This is a genomic window from Phenylobacterium sp. (genome assembly GCF_041919955.1).
Lineage (GTDB): Bacteria > Pseudomonadota > Alphaproteobacteria > Caulobacterales > Caulobacteraceae > Phenylobacterium.
In genome coordinates this window covers 34559-54070 of the sequence record NZ_JAYRSU010000026.1, presented here as the reverse complement: position 1 = coordinate 54070, position 19512 = coordinate 34559, and the positions used below count along the sequence as shown (strand labels likewise).

Sequence of the window (19512 nt, the reverse complement as noted above, 5' to 3'; positions counted from 1 at the left end):
TGGCCGGCGATCCGATGGAAGGCGACACCTACCGTCGCGGCCAGACCGTCACCGTCACGGTGACCGAGGTCACGACCGGCGGCATCGAGGTCAAGTTCGGCGACGACGACGCCCCGATGACGGCCTTCATCCGCAAGTCCGACCTGTCGCGCGACCGCGCCGACCAGCGTCCGGAACGCTTCGCCGTGGGCGACCGCGTCGATGCGCAGGTGACCCAGATCGACAAGGCGGCGCGTCGCGTCTCGCTGTCGATCAAGTCGCTGGAGATGGCCGAAGAGAAGGAAGCCATCGAGCAGTTCGGCTCGTCGGACTCCGGCGCTTCGCTGGGCGACATCCTCGGCGCGGCCCTTCGCGAGAAGGCCGGCAAGGACTAAGCCTCACGACCTGCTGAAGGTCTGAAGCTGACGGCGGATCGGGAAACCGGTCCGCCGTTTTCTTTTGGGGCGATAGTCTTTTCGCCCATGCCGGGTATCGTGCGCGGCCCGTTGCTGGAGGTTCGCGCTTGCCGTTTCGTTCCCTGCTCGCCGCCGTGGCGCTCGCGCCGCTGGTCTGCGCCCTTCCGGCCGCCGCCGCCGACAAGCCGAACTACGGCGCGCCCGCCCCCTGGGTGCAGGTCGCAGAGGTCCCGCCAGCCCCGGCCGAGGACGGGGCGGCCGCCGTGCAGGTGGTGCTGGACGACAACCAGACCCGGTTCTCGCCGCAGGGCGACGCCTATTACAACCGCCGCATCTACAAGGTCGCCCGGACCGAGGGCCTGGCGGGCTTCCAGTCGCGCAGCGTGACCTGGGATCCGTCGATCGAGGAGGTCCGCTGGCACGCCCTGCGCATCATCCGCGGCGGCAAGACCATCGACCTGCTGGACGGCGGCAGGAACGTGCTGGTGCTGCGGCGCGAGCAGAACCTGGAACGCTCGATGCTCGACGGCCGTCTGACCGCCACGCGCCAGATCGAGGGCCTGCAGGTCGGCGACCTGGTCGATATGGCCTGGACCACTGTTCGCCGCGACCCGATCGTCCAGGGCCGGTCCTTCGACTTCGAGAAGCTGGCCTATCCAGGCCTGGCGGGCCGCTACCGCATCCGGGTGTCGTGGCCGCAGAACCAGCCGGTGAAATGGCGGGCGAGCGAGGGGTTCGGCGAGCCGACCGTGACCACCAAGGATGGCTGGACCGTGCTTGAGCGCGACGCGACGATGGTCGCGGCGCCCAAGCCGCCGCTGGGCGCGCCGCTGCGCTTCCAGCGCGTGGGCGAACTGGAGACCTCCAGCTACCAGACGTGGGGCGAGGTTTCGCAGCTTATGTGGCCGCTTTTCGACAAGGCCCAGGCGCTGAAGCCGGGCTCGGACGTCAAGGCGCAGGCCGCCGCGATCGCTGCGGCGAACAAGAGCCAGAAGGAGCGCGCCTTCGCGGCGCTGAAGCTGGTCGAGGACCAGACACGCTACCTGTTCCTGGGCATGGGCGAGGGCGGCTATGTGCCGGCGGCCGCCGACGAGACCTGGGAGCGCCGGTTCGGCGACTGCAAGGGCAAGACCGTGCTGCTGCTGGCGCTGCTGAAGGAGTTGGGCGTGCAGGCCGAACCGGCTCTGGTCTCGCTGGGCGGCGGCGATGGGATGAACGAGCGCCTGCCCTCGCTGTCGGCCTTCAACCATGTGCTGGTGCGCGCCACGGTGGACGGCAAGGTCTATTGGCTGGACGGCACTCGCAGCGGCGACCGCAGCGGGCTGGACGCCCTGCGCCCGCCATCCTGGCGCTGGGCGTTGCCGCTGCGCCAGGATGGCGCCGAGCTGGAGCGGGTGGACGAGCCGCCGCTCGACGAGCCGCAAATGATCGCCATCGCCCGGCTGGACGCCTCCAAGGGGCTCGACTCCGCCGCGCCGGCGCGCATCGAGGTGCAGGTGCGCGGCGACGCGGCCACCGCCCTGCGCCAGATGGCGGCCCGCGCCCCGCGCGCGGACCTGGAGCGGACGCTCCGCCAGGCCTTCTCCTCGCAGTTCAGCTGGATCGACCTGGAGGGGCTGAGCTGGGACAGCGATCCGGACACCGACGTCTTCCGGCTGGTGATGACCGGCAAGGCCGAGGTCGACTGGCGCGACAATCCAGACCTGGGGGTCAAGGAGTTCAGGTTGCCGGGATCGGGCGCCGGCGTCGCCAAGGTGTTTCCGCGCCGCGAGCCGGGCCCTAACCGCGACGCGCCCTACGGGCTGGCCTATCCGCTGTACAACCGCTCGATCACCGAGGTGGTGCTGCCCGATGGCGGGCGGGGCTTCACGATTCGCGGGCCGAACAGCGCGCAGACGGTCGGCGGCCATGAGATCAAGCAGGTGTCGACCCTCGCCGGCGGCGTCGCCCGCTTCGAGGCGGATGTGCGCTCCATCGCGCCGGAAATCCCCGCCAGCGAGATCGACGCAGCCAATCGCGCCCTGCGGGCCATGGCCGCCCAGGAGTCGTTCGTGCGCGCCCCCAAGGCGGCGGGGAAGCCAGCCGGCTGACAACCCTGGCGGGCGAGCGGCGATGAGAAAAAAGCCGGCGACGGCGCGCGCGGCGGTGGCGTCAACCCTCTTTGCGCCTTGAACATCCTGCCGGACTCGACCATGGTCCCGCTCGCTTCCAGCGAATTAAGCGGGGCGCGCTTGTTCGGCGAAGTTGTTGCTCCTAGTTGAACGCCTATGGGCCGTCTCCCCACGGCTCGGGGACACGGAAATAGGCATGATCAAGTCGGAACTTATCGCCCGTCTGGCGGAAGAGAACCCGCATCTGACCCAGCGCGACATCGAACGCGTGGTCGGCGTGATTCTCGAGCGCATGATCCAGGCTCTGGAGAATGAAGGCCGGGTGGAGCTTCGCGGCTTTGGCGCGCTGTCGGTCCGTTCGCGCGACGCCCGCGCCGGCCGCAACCCCCGCACCGGCGAGGCGGTCGACGTGCGCGCAAAGCACGTGCCGTTCTTCAAGAGCGGCAAGGAACTGCGCGAGCGGCTCAACGCCGACTAGCAGTCCTTCGGGCTTTCCAGTTGACCGATAGGAACGGCTAGGTCGATCCTGGCCGCCCTTAAGCTGTTCGACGGTGAGCCATGAGCATCTTCTCTGAATTCCGCGAGTTCATCGCCCGCGGCAACGTGATCGACCTCGCGGTCGGCGTGATCATCGGGGCGTCCTTCGGCAAGATCGTCGACAGTCTGGTCAATCAGGTGGTGATGCCGCCGATCGGCCTGGCGCTGGGCGGGATCGACTTCTCGAAGCTGCAGTTCGTGCTGAAGCCGGACGATCCGGCCACGGCCGCCAGCGAACTGGTGGCGATTCAGTACGGCGCCTTCATCAACACCCTGATCCAGTTCCTGATCGTGGCCTGGGTGATCTTCATCCTGGTCAAGGGCGTCAACAGCCTGCGCCGCGCCCAGCCGGCCGAGGCCGCGCCCGCCGCCCCCACCCCGAGCGAGGCGCTGCTGACCGAGATCCGCGATCTTCTGAAGACCAAGGCCTGACGGGGCTTGGCTTGGCGCGTGCGAGGGCCTAACTCGGCCCTATGAGCGTGCGCGCCAAGATCTGCGGACTATCGACGCCCGAGGCGGTGAAGGCGGCCTTGGACGGGGACGCGGCCTTCCTGGGCTTCGTTTTCTTTCCCAAGAGCCCACGCAACATCGCGCCGGAAGCGGCTGCGCGCCTGGCGCCGCCGGCCCGGGCGCGGAACGTCAAGATCGTGGCCCTGGCGGTCGATCCGACCGACGCCGAGGTCGACGCCATCGTCGCGGGCCTGTCGCCGGACCTGATCCAGCTGCACGGCAAGGAGAGCCCGGCCCGCGTGCGCGAGGTGGCCCAGCGCTCGGGCCGCGGGATCATCAAGGTGTTGCCGGTCTCGGAGAGCGCGGACATCGCTGCGGCCGGCGCCTACGAGCCGCTGGTCGAGCATCTGATGTTCGACGCCAAGCCGCCCAAGGACGCCGACCGGCCGGGCGGGCTGGGCGAGCCCTTCGACTGGACCCTGCTGGAAGGGCGGCGCTTCCAGCGGCCCTGGCTGCTGGCCGGAGGGCTCGATCCGTGGAACGTAAGCGAGGCCGTGCGACGGTCCGGCGCGCCGCTGGTGGACGTTTCCTCTGGCGTGGAACGCGGTCCCGGACTAAAGGACCCGGCCTTGATCACGGCGTTTCTCGACGCTGTCCGCCGCGCTTGAAGTTGCAGAATCCGTGAACGCGCCAGCCAAACCGAACGACTACACCGCCTATCCGGACGCCTCCGGGCGCTTCGGCGACTATGGCGGCCGCTATGTGCCCGAGACGCTGATGCCGCTGGTCCATGACCTGGACGCAGCCTACACGGCGGCCAAGAACGATCCGGCGTTCCAGGCGGAACTTCGCAGCTTCATGACCCACTATGTGGGCCGCCCGAGCCCGCTGTATTTCGCCGAGCGGCTGACCGCCCATTACGGCGGCGCGAAGATCTATCTGAAGCGCGAGGAGCTGAACCACACCGGCTCGCACAAGATCAACAACTGCATGGGCCAGATCCTGCTGGCCATGCGGATGGGCAAGACCCGGATCATCGCTGAGACCGGCGCCGGCCAGCACGGGGTGGCGACGGCGACGGTCTGCGCCCGTTTCGGCCTGCCCTGCGTGGTCTATATGGGCGCGGTGGACGTCGAGCGGCAGAAGCCGAACGTCTTCCGGATGAACCTGCTGGGCGCCCGGGTGGAGGCGGTGACCGCCGGATCCGCGACTCTGAAGGACGCGATGAACGAGGCCCTGCGCGACTGGGTCACCAACGTTCACGACACCTACTACCTGATCGGCACGGCGGCGGGCATGCACCCCTATCCGGCCATGGTCCGCGACTTCCAGGCCGTGATCGGTCAGGAAACCAAGCAGCAGATCCTGGAGGCCGAAGGCCGGCTGCCGGACGCGATCGTCGCCTGCGTCGGCGGCGGCTCGAACGCCATCGGCCTGTTCCACCCGTTCCTCAACGACGAGGGCGTGCGGATCTACGGCGTCGAGGCGGCGGGCGAGGGCATGTCGACCGGCCGCCACGCCGCGGCGATCAACGGCGGGCGCCCCGGCGTCCTGCACGGCAACATGACCTATCTGCTGCAGGACGACGAAGGCCAGATCACCGAGGCGCACTCGATCTCGGCGGGCCTCGACTATCCGGGCATCGGGCCGGAGCATTCGTGGCTGCACGATGTGGGGCGCGCCACCTATCTGACCTGCACCGACCAGGAGGCGCTGGAGGCCTTCTCGCTGCTGGCCGAGCTGGAAGGCATCCTGCCGGCGATCGAGTCCTGCCACGCCCTGGCCCGCCTGCCGGACGTCGTGAAGGAGGTCGGCAAGGACGGGATCGTAGTGCTGAACCTGTCGGGCCGCGGCGACAAGGACGTGGCGACCGTCGCCGCCCACCTGGGACGTACGATTTGAACGGGCCGGCCCCCATGTCGCGCATGAAGTACGCGCTGCAGCTGATCGCGGCGGTGGCGCTGCTGATCGGCGCGGGCCTGGCGACGGGCCTCGTCAAGGTGAAGGTCGAGGCGGACGCGACCCCGACGGTGCACAGGGTTTCGCAATGACCAAAGCTCGTATCGACGCCCGCTTCGCCGCACTGAAGGCGGAGGGCCGGGCCGCGTTCGTCGCCTATGTCATGGCCGGCGATCCTGACTATGCGACCGGCCTGGAGATCCTGAAGGGCCTGCCGGCGGCCGGCGCCGACCTGATCGAGGTCGGCTTCCCGTTCTCGGACCCGATGGCCGAGGGGCCGCCGATCCAGCGCGCCGCCCAGCGGGCCCTGGCCCATGGCATGACCTTGAACAAGACCCTGGCGGCGGTGGCCGAGTTCCGCAAAGGCGACCAGACGACGCCGATCATCATGATGGGCTACGCCAACCCCCTGGTGCACCACGGCTACGAGGCCTTCGCGCGCGACGCCGCCGCGGCGGGCGTGGACGGGCTGATCTGCGTCGATATCCCGCCGGAAGAGGCAGGGCCGCTGGCCGACGCCCTGGACGCGAGCGAGCTGTCGCTGATCCGGCTGGCGACCCCCACGACGGACGATGCGCGCCTGTCGGTGGTGGTCGCTCGCACCTCGGGCTTCGTCTATTACGTCTCGGTCGCCGGGGTGACCGGCGTGAAGGAGGCTGACGCCGAAGCGGTGGCGCCGAACGTCGCGCGCGTGCGAGCGGCCTCGGGCCTGCCGGTGGCGGTCGGCTTCGGCATCAAGACCCCCGAGCGGGCCGCCGCGATCGCCCGGGTGGCCGACGCCGCCGTGGTCGGTTCGGCCCTGGTCGAAGAGGTCGCATCAGGCTTGGCAATGAACGAATCTGTGACCGCCCGGGTTCTTTCCAAAGTCGAATCCTTGGCTAAGGCTGTGCGCTCCGCGCGAGTCGAAAGCCTCACGGTGTAGAAACCCATGGCGATGGCTGAACAGCGAAACGACAAACCGGGCAAAGGCCCCCAAGGGCCGAAGGAGCGGCGCGGCTGGCTGTCGCGCATCGCCCCCGGCGTGCGAAATCTCGTCGCCAAGCGCGAGACGCCCGAGAACCTGTGGGTCAAGTGCCCGGACACGGGCGAGATGATCTATCGCTCGGACCTGGAGGCGGCCCTATGGGTCACCCCGTCCGGCCACCACATGCGGATCGGCGCCGAGCAGCGCCTGCGCTACACCTTCGACGAGGGCCAGTACGAGAAGCTGGAACCCCCGAAGGGCGTGGTCGACGACCCGCTGAAATTCCCCGACACCAAGCCCTACATGGAGCGCCTGAAGGGCGCGCGGAAGGCCAGCGGCGCGCAGGATGCGCTGAGCTCCGGCTACGGGACCATTGAGGGCCAGCCGGCCGTCGTGTCCGTGCAGGACTTCTCGTTCATGGGCGGCTCGCTGAGCGTCGGCGTCGGCGAGGCCTTCATCAAGGCCGCGCAGGAAGCCATCAAGCGCGACTGCCCGTTCGTGATCTTCACCGCCGCCGGCGGGGCGCGGATGCAGGAAGGGGCCCTGGCCCTGATGCAGATGGCCCGCACCACCCTGGCCCTGAACGAGGTGAAGGCCGCGGGCCTGCCCTATATCGTCGTGCTGACCGATCCGACCACGGGCGGGGTGACGGCGTCTTACGCCATGCTGGGCGACATCCACCTGGCCGAGCCGAACGCCATGGTCGCCTTCGCCGGTCGCCGGGTGATCGAGCAGACCATCCGCGAGGTGCTGCCTCCGGGTTTCCAGCGCGCCGAGTTCCTGGTCGAACGCGGCCAGATCGACCGGGTGGTCAGCCGCACCGAGATGCGCCCCGTGCTCGCCTCGATCCTCAAGACCCTGATGGCGGGACGCGACCGTTCGAAAGCCGCCTAAGCGCCCCTAAACCGCTCATCCCGGCAAAGGCCGGGACCCAGCTTCATCCGCTGCACTCGAGGCTTTGCGCGCCAGCGCCGGGCCCTATGACCTGGGTCCCGGCCTTCGCCGGGTCGACCGGGGAAGGCGGCGGACCCCAATGCGAGCCCGCCGCCCATGTATGATCCCATCCGCGCATCGGACGAGGCGATCCTGCGGCTGCGGGCGCACCATCCGTCTCTGATCGACCTGACCACCGGGCGCGTGGAGCGGCTGCTGGCGGCTCTCGGCCATCCGGAACGGCGGCTGCCGCCGGTGATCCACGTGGCCGGCACCAACGGCAAGGGCTCGACCGTCGCCTATCTGCGCGCCATCGCCGAAGCGGCGGGCCTGCGCGTTCACGTCATCACCTCGCCGCATCTGGTGCGCTTCGCCGAGCGGATCCGGGTGGCCGGGGCGCTGATCACCGATGAGCGGATGAGCGAGCTGATCGACAAGATCGAGGCGGCCAACGCCGGCCAGCCGATAAGCTTCTTCGAGATCACGACGGTCCTGGCCATCCAGGCCTTCGCCGAGACGCCGGCCGACCTCTGCATCGTCGAGGTGGGACTGGGCGGGCGGTTCGATGCGACCAACATCTTCGACGCCCCGGCGGTCAGCGTGATCACGCCGGTCGACTACGACCACCTGGAGATGCTCGGCCCGGAGCTTTCCAAGATCGCCTGGGAGAAGGCCGGCATCATCAAGCAGGGCCGCCCGGTGGTGGTCGCCCGCCAGATGGAGGAGGGCGAGGCCGTCATCCTCGACGAGGCTGAAAAGCTGGCCGCGCCCGTGACCCTGATGGGCCGCGACTTCGACGCCTGGGAGGAGCGCGGCCGGCTGCTGGTGCAGATGGAAGACCGGCTCTACGACCTGCCCGCCCCCAGCCTGCTCGGCGGCTACCAGTTCGCCAACGCCGGCCTGGCCGTGGCTGCGGCCCTGGCCTTGGGCGACCCGCGCATCGACGAGGCGGCGCTGGCCAAGGGGGTTTCCAGCGCAGTCTGGCCCGCGCGGTTCCAGCGCCTCACCGAGGGGCCGATGGCGCGGCTGGCGGCGGAGCGGGGATCGGACCTCTGGCTGGACGGCGGGCACAATCCCCATGCGGGCCGCGCGCTGGCCGAGGCGGCGGGGCGGCTGACAGCCCGCGACCCGCGGCCGCTGGTGCTGGTGGCGGCGATGTTCGCGCGCAAGGACGCGCTGGGCTTCTTCCAGCCTTTCGAGGAGCTGGCCCCGCAGGTCTTCGCGACCACCTTCGACTCGCCCAACGCCGCGCCCGCCGACGAGCTGGCCCAGGCCGCGGCGCAGGCCGGGCTGGCGGTGGAGATCGTGGCGAACGTGGAGGAGGGGGTGCGACGGGCCCTCGCCCTGCCGGGCCCCGCGCCGCACATCCTGATCTGTGGCGGCCTGCACTTCGCCGGCGAGGTGCTGGCCATGAGCCCCGAGACCTGGCCGACATGATCCCCTGGGTTCATCTCGACACCGCCGCCGTGCCCGACGGCGGCGGCGAACTGCGGCTGATGCAGCGCGGCGCGGAGTTCTCGATCATGTCGGGGGCCATCGAGCTGATGAGCAGCCGGGTCAGCGGTTCGGAGAAGGCGCTGGCGACCCTGGCCTGCGAGCGCCTGCGCGCCCGGCCGCAGGCCCATGTGCTGATCGGCGGCTACGGCATGGGCTTCACCCTGCGTGCGGCGCTGGAGAGCCTGCCCCCGACCGCGCGGGTGACGGTGGGCGAACTGGTTCCGGCGGTGATCGCCTGGGCGCGCGGGCCGATGGCGCACCTGTCGGACGGATGCCTGGAGGACCCGCGCCTGACTCTGGTCGAGGGCGATGTGAGCGACCTGATCCGGTCGGGCCGGGAAAGCTACGATGCGATCCTGCTGGACGTCGACAACGGCCCGGAGAGTCTCAGCCGGCCCGCGAACGACGGGCTCTATAGCGGCGAGGGCCTTGCCGCGGCCCGTCGCGCCCTGCGTCCGGGCGGCGTGCTGGCGGTCTGGTCGGCGATCCGCGACGACCAGTTCACCCGGCGGCTGCGCCGGGCCGGTTACGATGTTGAGGAACTCGGCGTCCGCGCCACCGGCGGCAAGCGCGGGGCGCGGCACGTGATCTGGCTGGCGACAAAGCCCGCCTAGCGGACGGCCGGCCCTCCTGCGAGGACCAGCCGCCCAGCATTTAGATGCCGGCTTCGTTAAGCCATTCGACGATCTTCTGCTTGGGCATGGCGCCGACCTTCATGGAGGCCATCTGGCCGCCCTTGAACAGCATCATCGTCGGGATGCCCCGCACGCCGTAGCGCGACGGCGTCGTGGGGCTGTCCTCGATGTTCAGCTTGGCCACGGTGACCTGCTCGCCGAGTTCCGAAGCGATCTGCTCCAGGGCGGGCGCAATCTGCTTACAGGGGCCGCACCACTCGGCCCAGAAGTCCACCAGCACAGGCTTGGAGGCCTGCAGAACGTCCTTGTCGAAGGACTCGTCGGTGACCGTCACGGTGCTCATGAAAAGCTCCTTATAGCCCGGCCTGAAAAACGCTTGGCCGCGGCTCTCGATCCGCCGATGTAGGCGGGGCTGGCTCCGGTATCAACCTTCCCGGTGCAGGTCGGCAAGCGCCTGACGCCACAAGTTTTCTGGAACCGCCATCAGCTTCGGGCCATCCGTCCACACCAGGGCGGCCTCGATCCGGCGGCCTTGGAAGACGTCTTCCAGCACCGCCGCATAGATCGCCATCTGGCGCAGATAGGCGCGGTCGGCGTCCTCGATCCGGTCGGGCGAAGGGCGGTTGGTCTTGAAATCGGCCACCAGGACGCGGTCTTCCAGAACCACCAGCCGGTCGATCCGGCCGGAAATGGCCAGGCCGGGGGGCAAGCCGCGAGCCGTGCCGGCGATGGAGACCTCGGCCCGGCTGCCCGGCCCGAACACCTCGGAGAAGCGCGGATCGTTCAGCACGCCGAGGGCCGCGGCGGTCATCTCGGCGCGCTGGGCCTCGGTGAGATCACGTTCGCGCGAGAGCACCCGGCGCGCGGCGTCCGGCCGCTCGGGAGGCGGCAGGTCGGGCAGGACCTGCAGCAGGCGGTGAATCAGGTCGCCGCGCCGGAACCGGCCCAGGCCCTCGACCCTCACCAGCGGGGAGGTGGCGGGGGCGGCGACGTCCTCGCCGAGCTGGGAAGGCGAGGCGTAGCGCGCGAAGGCTTCGGGGGGCGGAGCGACCTGGGCCCAGGTCGGCAGGGCTGCGACGTCCGTCCCGACGGCCTGCGCGGCTCCGAGGACTTGCGGGTCGGGGCCGTAGCGCACGAACTCGCGGCCGCCTTCGCGGACGATCCGCCGCTCGTCAGCCAGGCTGGAATGGTCGAAGGCCGCGACGACCGCGCCCCACCAGCCCCTGATGTTCTCTTCCTTGGCGGTGGCGGAGACGCGGCCGCAGATCACCAGCCGGTCGCGGGCGCGGGTGAGGGCGACATAGAGCAGGCGGGCGGCCTCGTCCTCCTCCTTCTTGGCGCGCCACTCGCGGGCCTCCAACGAGGCGACGCAGTCGGTGGCCTTCGACGTGCTCCAGAGGAAGCCGCCGGCCGGCGTCGGCATCAGGGGCGAGCCGCGGGCCGTGCGACCGAGCGTGGTCTCGGGCAGGAACACGATCGGCGCCTCCAGGCCCTTGGCGCCGTGGGCGGTCATCACCCGCACCTCGTCACGGCCGGCCTCCATCTCGCGCTTGACGGTGATGTCCAGGCTGGAGAGCGCGGCGGCCAGGCTCTCCAGGTCCTGGACCCCGCGGCCCTCGGCGGCCAGCACCTGGGCCAGGAACTCGTCCAGGGCGTCCTCGGCCTCGGCGCCCAGCCGCTCCATCAGCCGGCGGCGCACGGAGGCGCCTGAGCCGTCGCGCAGGGCCAGCAGGCGCGAATAGAACTCGAACGGCCGCATTCCGCGGCTCGCCAGCACCCAATCGGCGAAGGACGCCGCCGCCTCCCAACGCTCCGACTCGCCGCGGCGACCCTGCAGCAGGTCGGCCAGGTTGGCGCGGCCGCGTCCATGCGCCAGGGCGTACAGGTCCTCGTCCGACATGTCGCAGAACGGACTGCGCAACAGGGCGGCCAGGGTCAGCTCGTCGGTCGGGAACTGGGCGAAGCGGGCCACCGCCAGCAGGTCGTCGAAGACGATGTGCTCGCTGAGCGCCAGCCGGTCGGCGCCGGCCACCGGCACCTTGCGGTGCTTGAGCGCGCGCAGGATCTCCTCGAACAGCGCCTTGCGGCGGCGGACCAGGATCAGCACGTCGCCCGCCGTGGCGGGACGCAGGGCGCGGGTCTCCTTGTCGAGCACGCCGTCCCCGCGGGCGATCAGGGCGGCGATCTCGTCGGCGATCTTGCCGGCCAGCCGCTTGTTGGCGCTGGCCTCGCCTTCCTCGTCGAGCGGCGCGTCCCAGGCGTCGCGAAGGTCGCCCTTCTCCTCGCGCTCCAGCGGCCAGAGGTCGACGCAGCCGGGATCTGTGCGCACAGCCTCGTGGACCACCGCCTCGGCCTCGGCGCGGGGCAGGATGGCGGCGGCGAGCTCGGGCGGCGCGAAAGCGGCGTCGACGAAATGAAGGACCTGGGGCGTCGAGCGCCAGGAGGTCAGCAGGTCGACCCGTTCGAACCGGAAGCCGGCGCCGGTGGCGCGGTCGCGGTGGAATTCGAACTCCTGGATCAGCAGTTCGGGCCGGGCGCCCTGGAAGGAATAGATCGACTGCTTCTCGTCGCCGACCACGAACATGTTGCGCTCCAGCGCCCGCTCGCTGGGCTTGCCCGAGCCGGCGAAGAACTCCTCGGTCAGGGCGCGGACGATCTCCCACTGCTCGGGCGCGGTGTCCTGGGCCTCGTCGACCAGGATGTGATCCACGCCGCCGTCCAGCTTGTAGAGCACCCAGGCGGCCATGGGACGCGAGGCGACCAAGTCGCGGGTTTTCTCGATCAGGTCGGTGAAGTCGAGCGCGCCGGAGGCGCCCTTCTCGATGGCGTAGGCCGACAGATAGGCGCTGGCCAGGATCAGCGCGCCCTGGGTGTCGTGCGCCACCCGCGCGGCGCGGCGGCGCTCGCGGGCGATCTCCAGCCGATCCTGTTCGTCCAGCAGGAAAAAGCGCAGGTCCTCGCGGATCTTCAGCCCCGAGGTCTTGGCCACCCAGGCGACGGGCGTGCTCTCGCCCTTCTCGGTGAAGAGGGCCGCCAGGCATTCGTCCAGGCCCGCGCCGGGGGCCAGGGCCGCGGCCAGCTTGGCCGAGTTGGTGACGTCCGCCTTGCCGCCCTGGGCCAGGATTTCGACGCAGTCCTTCCAGGCCGAGCGGTTCATCTCCGCCAGGGCGGCCGCCTCGATGGCCTCGGGGTCCTCCGGATGCTCGAACCCGCAGACGCGCCAGACGTCGGCGACCGCGCCCTCCAGGCCGCCGTGACGGGCGAGATAGGCGCCGAGCTGGCCGCGCTGGCTCTCGAAGCCGGCGAACATCCCCTGGAAGCTCTGGAAATCGAGGGCGACCGAGAAGCGGGCATAGGCGTCGGCCACCAGGCTCTCGCCGCGCAGGGCGAAGCGGGCGACGGCCTTGCGGGCGGCGTCGGCCACGGCGGCGCTGGCCGAATCGTCCATCACCCGGAAGCCGGGCGAGACGCCGGCCTCCAGCGGGAAGCGCCGCAGCAGCTTTTCGCAGAAGGCGTGGATGGTCTGGATCTTCAGCCCGCCGGGCGTCTCCAGGGCGCTGGCGAAGAGGGCCCGGGCCTTGGAGAGGCCGAGCCGGTCGTAGTGGGCGGTCTCGCGCCCCTCCAGGCGGCCGAGCTCTTCGGCCAGGGCCGGGTCGTCATGCACCGACCACTTGCCCAGGAGCTCATAGAGCCGCCGCTGCATCTCGGCGGCGGCGGCCTTGGTGTAGGTCACGCAGAGGATGGTTTCGGGCCGCGCGCCGGCCAGCAGCAGGCGCGCGACTCGATCGATCAGGGTCTTGGTCTTGCCCGATCCGGCGTTGGCGGTGACGAAGGCCGAGAGGCGCGGATCGGCGGCCAGGCGCTGGGGCAGACCGGCGGCGGCGATGGCGTTCATTCGCCCTCCTCCTCGCCGCTGGTCGACCATTCGAAGACGCGGGCCAGATGATCGTAGTCGCTCATGTGCAGCTTCACGAACTGCGGGGCGATGCGCGAGACGTAGGGGCGGCCGCCGTCGAACTGGGCGATCAGGGTCGCCAGACCCGCCACGGCGCGGGCGGCGGCGTCGGCGCTCTCCTCGCCGGCCGCAGCGCGGACCTCTTCGCGGCCCGCGGGCTTGCGGCCGGTGACCTCCAGATAGGTCAGATCGCCGGCCTCGGCGCGGCCGATGGTGGAGAAGCCGCCGCCGGCCAGGATGGCGGCGGTCAGGGTGAGCTGAGGCGAGAAGCCCGTCTCGACCATCTTCTTCGACGGCGCCTTGCCGGTCTTGTAATCGAGGATGTGACCGAAGCCGGCGGGATCGACCTCGATGCGGTCGGCCTTGGCGGTGACGGTGAAGGCGCCGCCGGGCGCGTCGATGGACAGCGCGCCTTCCTGCTCGACATGAATGGCGCGGCCGTCGGCGCGGCGGCGGGCCTCGAGCTCGGCGACCCAGAGGGCGGCCTCGCGGGCCAGGGCGCTCTCGCGGGCCAGGGCCTCGTGCGGCATGCCTGCGGCCTCCAGCTCGTGGAGATAGAGGCGCTCGAAGATCGCCGCGGCGTCCGGCGGCAGCTCGCCGGGATGGTCCAGGGCGAAGCGCTCGAAGGCGGCGTGGATGGCGGTGCCGCGGGCGCGCGCCTCGACCGCCTCGTCGGGCCGGTCGAGCGGATAGAGCTTCAGGATGTCGCGGGCCCAAACGGCGTAGGGATCGCGGGTCAGGGCCTCGATGCGCGTCACCGCCATCTTGCGCGGCCGATCCCCCAGCGGCGGCGAGGGGGCCGGGCGCCTGGCGGGCCGGTAGTCCTGGGCTGCGTCCAGGGCGCGGGCCCAGTCCAGCACCTCGGGACGGTCGGGCAGGGCGACGCCGGCGCCGCGGGCGAGGGTCTCCAGCCGCCACAGCCAGCGGGATTTGACCGCCGGCGCGCCTTCGCGCCGCTCGCAGTGCAGGAGCACGACCTCGGGGGCGCAGGCGGCCTGGGCGAAGTCATGGGCGGCGAGGCCCACGCGGCGCTCGGGCGGCGGCAGGCCCAGGCGCTCGCGCATCGGGCGCGAGAGGAACGGGTCGAGCGGCGCGCCCTGCGGCCAGACGCCCTCCTCCAGACCCGCGACCACCAGCCGGTCGGCGCGGGTCAGGCGCGCCTCGATGGCGCCGAGGATGCGCAGGCGCGGATGGGTGGCCCCGCCGGTGCGTACGCTTTCGGCGGACATCAGCTTGGCCAGCAGGTCGGAAAAGCCGCGGGCGGTGACCGGCGGCAGGCCGTCCGACTCCTCGATCAGCCCGGCCAGTAGGCGGCCCAGCGCCTCGCCGCCGTGTCCGGCCCAGAGCTCGCCGGTGTCGCCATGGCCGTCGGCGGCCAGGGTCTCGAGCACCCCGGCGAGGCGGCGCGCGACCTCCCCCGGCGGCTCGGCCTCGTCGGTGAACGCGAGAGCGGCGAGCGCGGCGCGCAGGCGAGCGGCGAGGTCCAGGGCAGCGTCGGTCGACTTCGCAGAAAGCCGGCGGTCCAGCACCGCCCAACTCGCGGGCCGCGGGCCGCGCAGGCCGTGGAGCTCCAGCTCGGCGGCGGCGCCGGCCAGGGCGTCGGGCGCCAGGCCAAGGCGGACCAGCGGATGCTTCAGGATCGCCAGCAGCACGACCGGGTCGAGCGGATCGACCGCTGCGCGGGCCAGCAGGCCGGCCAGCACCCCGCCCGGGCAGCCCGACAGCGAGAGCCCGGCCGAGGAGTCGGCGGCCACGCCCCAGCGGGCGAGCTTGGCCGCCACGCGGCGGGCCAGAGCCTGGTCCGGGGCCACCAGGGCGGCGGTGCGACCCGGCTGGTCCAGGGCCTCGCGCAGCAGCAGGGCGGCGACAGTCGCGGCCTCCTCCTCGGCGCGGGCGCTGATCACCGACAGGCCCGACAGCCCCTCGGCGATGGCGTCGACGCCGTCGGCCTGGCCCTCGTGGCGCAGGTTGTCGATTACCGACAACCAGTCGGCGGTGCGCTCGGCCGGGCGCAAGGCCTCGTTGATGATCCGCCGCCGCCAGCGCCCGCGCGAGTCGAGGGTGAAGGAGGCGGGCCAGTCCATGACGTCGCGCCGCTCGACCCCCGCCCGGTGCAGCAGGCGGCGCATAGCGCCCTGGGGGTGCTGCTCGCCGACCTCGATCCAGGCGCTCTCGGCCAGGCTGTCGTCGAGGCCGGGCAGGACTACGCAGCCGCGTGGGGCGGCCGCGACCACGGCCAGCAGATCGGCCGTGGCCGGAGCCGTACCGGTCGAGCCGGCGGCGATCAGCACGCCTTGAGGCGGACGTTCGGTCCAGGCCTGGCCGAGCTTGCGAAGCAGGGCCACACGCCGTTGCGAGACATCGACGAAGCCGAGCTCGGCCAGGCGTTTCGGCCATTCGACCAGGGCCATTTCCAGGAACTCGCGGCTGATCCGCCAGTGCTCGGCCAGGTCCGCATCCACCAGTTCGGCCAGGCCCTCGCCCGAGACCTCCTCGATCTGCAGGCTGTCGAGGAAGCCGCCCAGCGCCTCGGCCAGTTCGAGCGCGCCGGCCGCGTCGAGCTCGCGGCCCAGCTCGCGCTCGTGCGACTTGACCAGCCGCGCCAGCTCGAAGCGGCGGCGCAGGGAGCCGATGGCGGCGGGCAGATCGACCGCCAGGTCGCCGGGCTCGAACGGCGGCTCGCCCTCATCCAGGTCGCCCAGCGGGCGGATCTGCGGCGGCAGCACGGCCTTGGCGCCGCCGGCGGCGATGAACGCGTCGGCCAAGGCGCGCGCGCCGCGGCGGGTCGGGGTGAGGATGATCGCTTGCGAGAGGGCGTCGGGCCCCAGCGGCGCCAGAGCGTCGTAGATCCCCGCCGCCAGGTCCTGCACGAACGGCCGATGCGCCGGAATGCTGAACCAGCGCGGGCCGGGCCGGGCGAAGAGGTCGCTCACCGGAGCTTCGCCTCGGTCGCCTCCCGGGCCGCGGGGTCGCCGACGTGCATCCAGAAGCCGTCCATCACCGCGCCGAACAGGCGGCCCTGTTCCGAGAGCCGCCACCAGACCGGCACGATGGAGAAGGCGCCGTCCGGCTCCTGATCGAGGATCTGCGGCTTGAGGATCTGGAACCCGACATTGGCGTAGGGTGTCGGCGGCTCGGGCTTGGCCGAATGGACCAGGCGGCCGGCGTCGTCGCGGAAGAAGCCCTGCGGCCCCTCGAAGCCGATGCCGTGGCCACGGCGGACCAACAGCAGGCAGAGGTCCATCTGCTCGGGATCCCAGGCGGCCTTGAGGCTCTCGAGAGCCGGGGTTTCGCCCTCGATCCACAGGGAATCGATATTGGCGATCATGACCGGGGCGTCGCCCAGCAGCGGGCGGGCGTGCTTGATACCGCCACCGGAGTCGAGCAGGGCGGCGCGCTCGTCGGAGATGCGGATCTGGATATCCTTCCGCGTCGCCAGGTGCGCCTCCATCTGGTCGGCGAAGTGGTGGACGTTGACCACGGCGGTCTCGATCCCGGCCGCAACCAGCCGGTCCAGCACGTGGTCGATCAGCGGCTTGCCGGCGACCGTGACCAGGGCCTTTGGCGTCGCGTCGGTCAGCGGGCGCATGCGGGTGCCGAGGCCCGCGGCCAGGACCATCGCCGTCTTGATGCTGCTCATCGGCGCGCCTCCGCCGGGACGTGACGGTCGAACCAGGCCTTTAGGCCGGTCATCGACGGGTCGCTCAGGTTGCGCTCCAGGTAGCGCCAGGTGCGCGGCATGAAGGCTTCATACTGGCGGCGGCCCAGCAGGGCCTGGCGGGCGAAGACCCGGCCGAGGATGCGGGCGGCGTTGGAGGCGGCCAGCGCGCGGTAGTCGTGGACGAACGCCTCGCGGTCGAGGACCGGGCGCGCGGTCAGGAAGCGGTCCAGCATGGCCGCTTCCAGCTCCGGGGCGATGTCGCGGCGGGCGTCCTGCAGCAGGTGCGTCAGGTCCCAGGCCGGATGCGCGCGCAGGGCGTCCTGGAAGTCGAGCAGGCCCACCCGCGCCGCGCCCGATCGCTGCGGCAGCCAAAGCAGGTTCTGGGCGTGGTAGTCGCGGTGGGTGAAGACGCTGGCGCCCGCCTCGCCGCGGCGAAACACCGGCGCCCAGAGCGCGTCCCATTCCGCCGTCGCCTCCGCGCCGAAGGGGGCGATCCCGGCGAACTGCGGCCACCATTCCAGGAAGGTGTCGGTGGCGACCTTGAGCGCCAGGAAGTCGTAGGAGAGCAACGGCCAGCGCGCCTCGCCCGCGACCAGCACGTCCGGCGGCGCGCATTCCTGAAGCTGAAGCTGCACGTCGACGGCCGCTTCGTAGAGCGGGGTCTCGGGCTCGCCGTCCGCGATCAGCGTGGCGAAGAGACCATCGCCCAGGTCTTCCAGCACCGCCAGGCCCGCCTCGATGTCGTGGGCGATCACCCTGGGCGCCGACAGGCCGTGGTCGCGCAGCCAGGCGGCGGTGGCGACGAAGGCGGCGACCGAGCCGGCGGCCAGGCGCGCGGCGGCGTTGTAGCCGAGAGCCATACGCTCTGCGTCGGTGGCGTCCGGCGGGCACACCGCGCTCTCGGCGGCCGGCGGCTGGTCCATGAAGATCAGCGACGTTCCGTCGGGGGCGGCCAGCCGCTCGTAGCGGCGCGTGGAGGCGTCGCCGGCCAGCAGCGTGCGCTGCGCGCCGGCCAGGCCCGCGTCCTTCAGGAATTGCGCCTTGCGGCTCTCACGATCGGAACTCAAGTCCACGTCCTTCCCACGCGCCGGCGGGAATCAGCCTCGCGCGGCGCGCTTCCCCGCCGTCCGGCGACTCATCGACCACGATCTCTACATCAAGTCGATCCGGGGGCAGATGGCCCTCCAGCCGCTCGGGCCATTCGATCACCGCGGCGCCGTCGTCGAGGGCTTCGTCCAGGCCGATCTCATAGGCCTCGTCGGCCGAGGAGAGGCGGTAGAGGTCGAAGTGCGCGACCTTCAGACGCGGGCCTTCGTAGAACTGGACGATGGTGAAGGTCGGGCTCGGCACGTCCTCTCCCGGCGTGGTCAGGGCTCGGACCAGGGCGCGGGCCAGGGTCGACTTGCCGGCGCCGAGCGGCCCGGTCAGGCAGACCGCCTCGTGAGGTTTGAGCTGGGCGGCGATGGCCGCGCCCAGGCGGGCGGTGGCGGCCTCGTCGTCCAGGCGGAATTCGCCGTCGGCGGGCGTGATCATGCGAAGGCCTCGTCCGGGCGCTGGGGAAGGGTGCGCTCGACATAGGCTTTCAGCGCCTCGGTGGCGACGGCCGCGTCAGCGTCGAGCGCCTCCGGGGCGACCGGCGGCCCGACGGTCAGGGAAAAGCTGCGCCCACGCTTGTTGAGCAGCTCGTGGAACAGGGTGATGTCCCGCAGTTCCTGCGAGAAGCGGTTGAGCAGGTGGAACAGGGTCGACCACGGCCCCGACAGGTGCATCGGCACGACCGGAGCCTCGTACTTGCGGGCCAACGAGATCGCGCTGGCCATCCAGTCGGGGTCGCGCAGCACCCCGTCCGCCCCGCGGCGCGCCAGACGCCCGGCGGGGAAGATCATCAGCGGACGCTCTTCCTCCATGGCCTGACGGGTGAGCTGCAGGGTCAGGCGGGTCCGCTCGCGCGTGCGTTTCTCCTCGACCCACTCGACGGGGATCAGCACCTCGTCGAAGCGGGGCGTGACGCGATGGGCGTCGGAGTTTGCGTAGAAGCAGATGTCGGGCCGCACCGGGCGGAGGGCGTCGTAAACCGCGATCCCGTCGGCGATGCCGGTCGGGTGGTTGCAGATGAGCACGCAGCGGCCGGCGGCCGGCACGTGCTCCAGGCCGCGGGCCTGCACCCTTACCGCCAGCAGCTCGGAGACGTAGTCGAGGGCGGCGCGTCCGGGCAGCGGGGCGATGGCGTCGGCCATGGCGCGGGCCTTGCCGTAGTCGAGCATCCGGTAGAGCGCAGGGCGGACCAGCGGCCACAGCGGGCCGCCCGACAGCCGCGGCGCGCGCTCGGCGATCAGCACGTCGATGATGTGGTCGTGATAGGCGGCTTTCGCGGTCGCGTCGGCGGCTGTGGGGGCGAGGCTCGTCATCGTCGCG

Annotated in this window: 18 protein-coding genes; 11 read left to right on the top strand and 7 right to left on the bottom strand. The window is 71.3% G+C overall.

Annotated elements, in window-relative coordinates:
• The 11 genes from ACE3T2_RS18395 to ACE3T2_RS18345 all read left to right on the top strand — a co-directional run.
• A partial coding sequence (locus ACE3T2_RS18395; RefSeq protein ID WP_374579528.1) for a S1 RNA-binding domain-containing protein occupies positions 1-374 on the top strand: 374 nt, incomplete at its 5' end.
• Between the two features lie 128 nt (positions 375-502).
• Positions 503-2485, top strand: coding sequence for a DUF3857 domain-containing protein (locus ACE3T2_RS18390; protein WP_374660026.1), 1983 nt, complete (start codon positions 503-505; stop codon positions 2483-2485).
• A gap of 217 nt (positions 2486-2702) precedes the next feature.
• Positions 2703-2984 (top strand): integration host factor subunit beta, encoded by a 282-nt coding sequence (locus tag ACE3T2_RS18385; RefSeq protein ID WP_374660024.1) that lies wholly within the window; start codon positions 2703-2705, stop codon positions 2982-2984.
• 80 nt (positions 2985-3064) lie between these two features.
• Positions 3065-3475: a large-conductance mechanosensitive channel protein MscL gene (gene mscL / locus ACE3T2_RS18380; protein ID WP_374660022.1), complete on the top strand. Its 411-nt coding sequence runs from the start codon at positions 3065-3067 to the stop codon at positions 3473-3475.
• Between the two features lie 41 nt (positions 3476-3516).
• Complete coding sequence (locus ACE3T2_RS18375; RefSeq protein WP_374660020.1) at positions 3517-4161, top strand: phosphoribosylanthranilate isomerase; 645 nt, start codon at positions 3517-3519, stop codon at positions 4159-4161.
• A 13-nt stretch (positions 4162-4174) separates the two neighbouring features.
• Positions 4175-5395 (top strand): tryptophan synthase subunit beta, encoded by a 1221-nt coding sequence (trpB, locus tag ACE3T2_RS18370; protein ID WP_374660018.1) that lies wholly within the window; start codon positions 4175-4177, stop codon positions 5393-5395.
• A 14-nt stretch (positions 5396-5409) separates the two neighbouring features.
• A complete protein-coding gene (locus ACE3T2_RS18365) occupies positions 5410-5544 on the top strand; it encodes a hypothetical protein (protein ID WP_374660016.1) in 135 nt (44 codons plus the stop codon).
• On the top strand, positions 5541-6374 hold the full coding sequence (gene trpA, locus ACE3T2_RS18360; RefSeq protein WP_374660014.1) for a tryptophan synthase subunit alpha: 834 nt from the start codon (positions 5541-5543) through the stop codon (positions 6372-6374). Before ACE3T2_RS18365 ends, trpA begins: the two co-directional genes overlap by 4 nt.
• A 6-nt stretch (positions 6375-6380) precedes the next feature.
• Entirely contained in the window at positions 6381-7310 is a 930-nt protein-coding gene (gene accD, locus ACE3T2_RS18355) for an acetyl-CoA carboxylase, carboxyltransferase subunit beta (RefSeq protein WP_374660012.1), read from the top strand.
• 156 nt (positions 7311-7466) lie between these two features.
• On the top strand, positions 7467-8786 hold the full coding sequence (locus tag ACE3T2_RS18350; RefSeq protein ID WP_374660010.1) for a folylpolyglutamate synthase/dihydrofolate synthase family protein: 1320 nt from the start codon (positions 7467-7469) through the stop codon (positions 8784-8786).
• Entirely contained in the window at positions 8783-9460 is a 678-nt protein-coding gene (locus tag ACE3T2_RS18345) for a spermidine synthase (RefSeq protein ID WP_374660008.1), read from the top strand. Before ACE3T2_RS18350 ends, ACE3T2_RS18345 begins: the two co-directional genes overlap by 4 nt.
• 40 nt (positions 9461-9500) lie before the next feature.
• On the opposite strand, the gene trxA is transcribed toward ACE3T2_RS18345, so the two are convergent.
• The 7 genes from trxA to ACE3T2_RS18310 all read right to left on the bottom strand — a co-directional run bounded on the left by trxA (position 9501) and on the right by ACE3T2_RS18310 (position 19505).
• The gene (gene trxA, locus ACE3T2_RS18340) at positions 9501-9824 is read right to left on the bottom strand and encodes a thioredoxin (protein WP_374534226.1); all 324 of its coding nucleotides are present in this window, start codon (positions 9822-9824) and stop codon (positions 9501-9503) included.
• Between the two features lie 81 nt (positions 9825-9905).
• Positions 9906-13376, bottom strand: coding sequence for a double-strand break repair helicase AddA (gene addA / locus ACE3T2_RS18335; protein WP_374660006.1), 3471 nt, complete (start codon positions 13374-13376; stop codon positions 9906-9908).
• Entirely contained in the window at positions 13373-16369 is a 2997-nt protein-coding gene (addB, locus tag ACE3T2_RS18330; protein ID WP_374660004.1) for a double-strand break repair protein AddB, read from the bottom strand. Before addB ends, addA begins: the two co-directional genes overlap by 4 nt.
• Positions 16366-17076, bottom strand: a complete 711-nt coding sequence (locus tag ACE3T2_RS18325) for a nucleotidyltransferase family protein (RefSeq protein ID WP_374660002.1) — start codon at positions 17074-17076, stop codon at positions 16366-16368. The genes addB and ACE3T2_RS18325 overlap by 4 nt, the downstream gene beginning before the upstream one ends.
• Complete coding sequence (gene amgK / locus ACE3T2_RS18320; RefSeq protein ID WP_374660000.1) at positions 17073-18164, bottom strand: N-acetylmuramate/N-acetylglucosamine kinase AmgK; 1092 nt, start codon at positions 18162-18164, stop codon at positions 17073-17075. Before amgK ends, ACE3T2_RS18325 begins: the two co-directional genes overlap by 4 nt.
• A complete protein-coding gene (tsaE, locus tag ACE3T2_RS18315) occupies positions 18148-18630 on the bottom strand; it encodes a tRNA (adenosine(37)-N6)-threonylcarbamoyltransferase complex ATPase subunit type 1 TsaE (protein WP_374659998.1) in 483 nt (160 codons plus the stop codon). The genes amgK and tsaE overlap by 17 nt, the downstream gene beginning before the upstream one ends.
• Entirely contained in the window at positions 18627-19505 is an 879-nt protein-coding gene (locus ACE3T2_RS18310) for a GNAT family N-acetyltransferase (protein WP_374659996.1), read from the bottom strand. The genes tsaE and ACE3T2_RS18310 overlap by 4 nt, the downstream gene beginning before the upstream one ends.
• Positions 19506-19512: the final 7 nt, after the last annotated feature.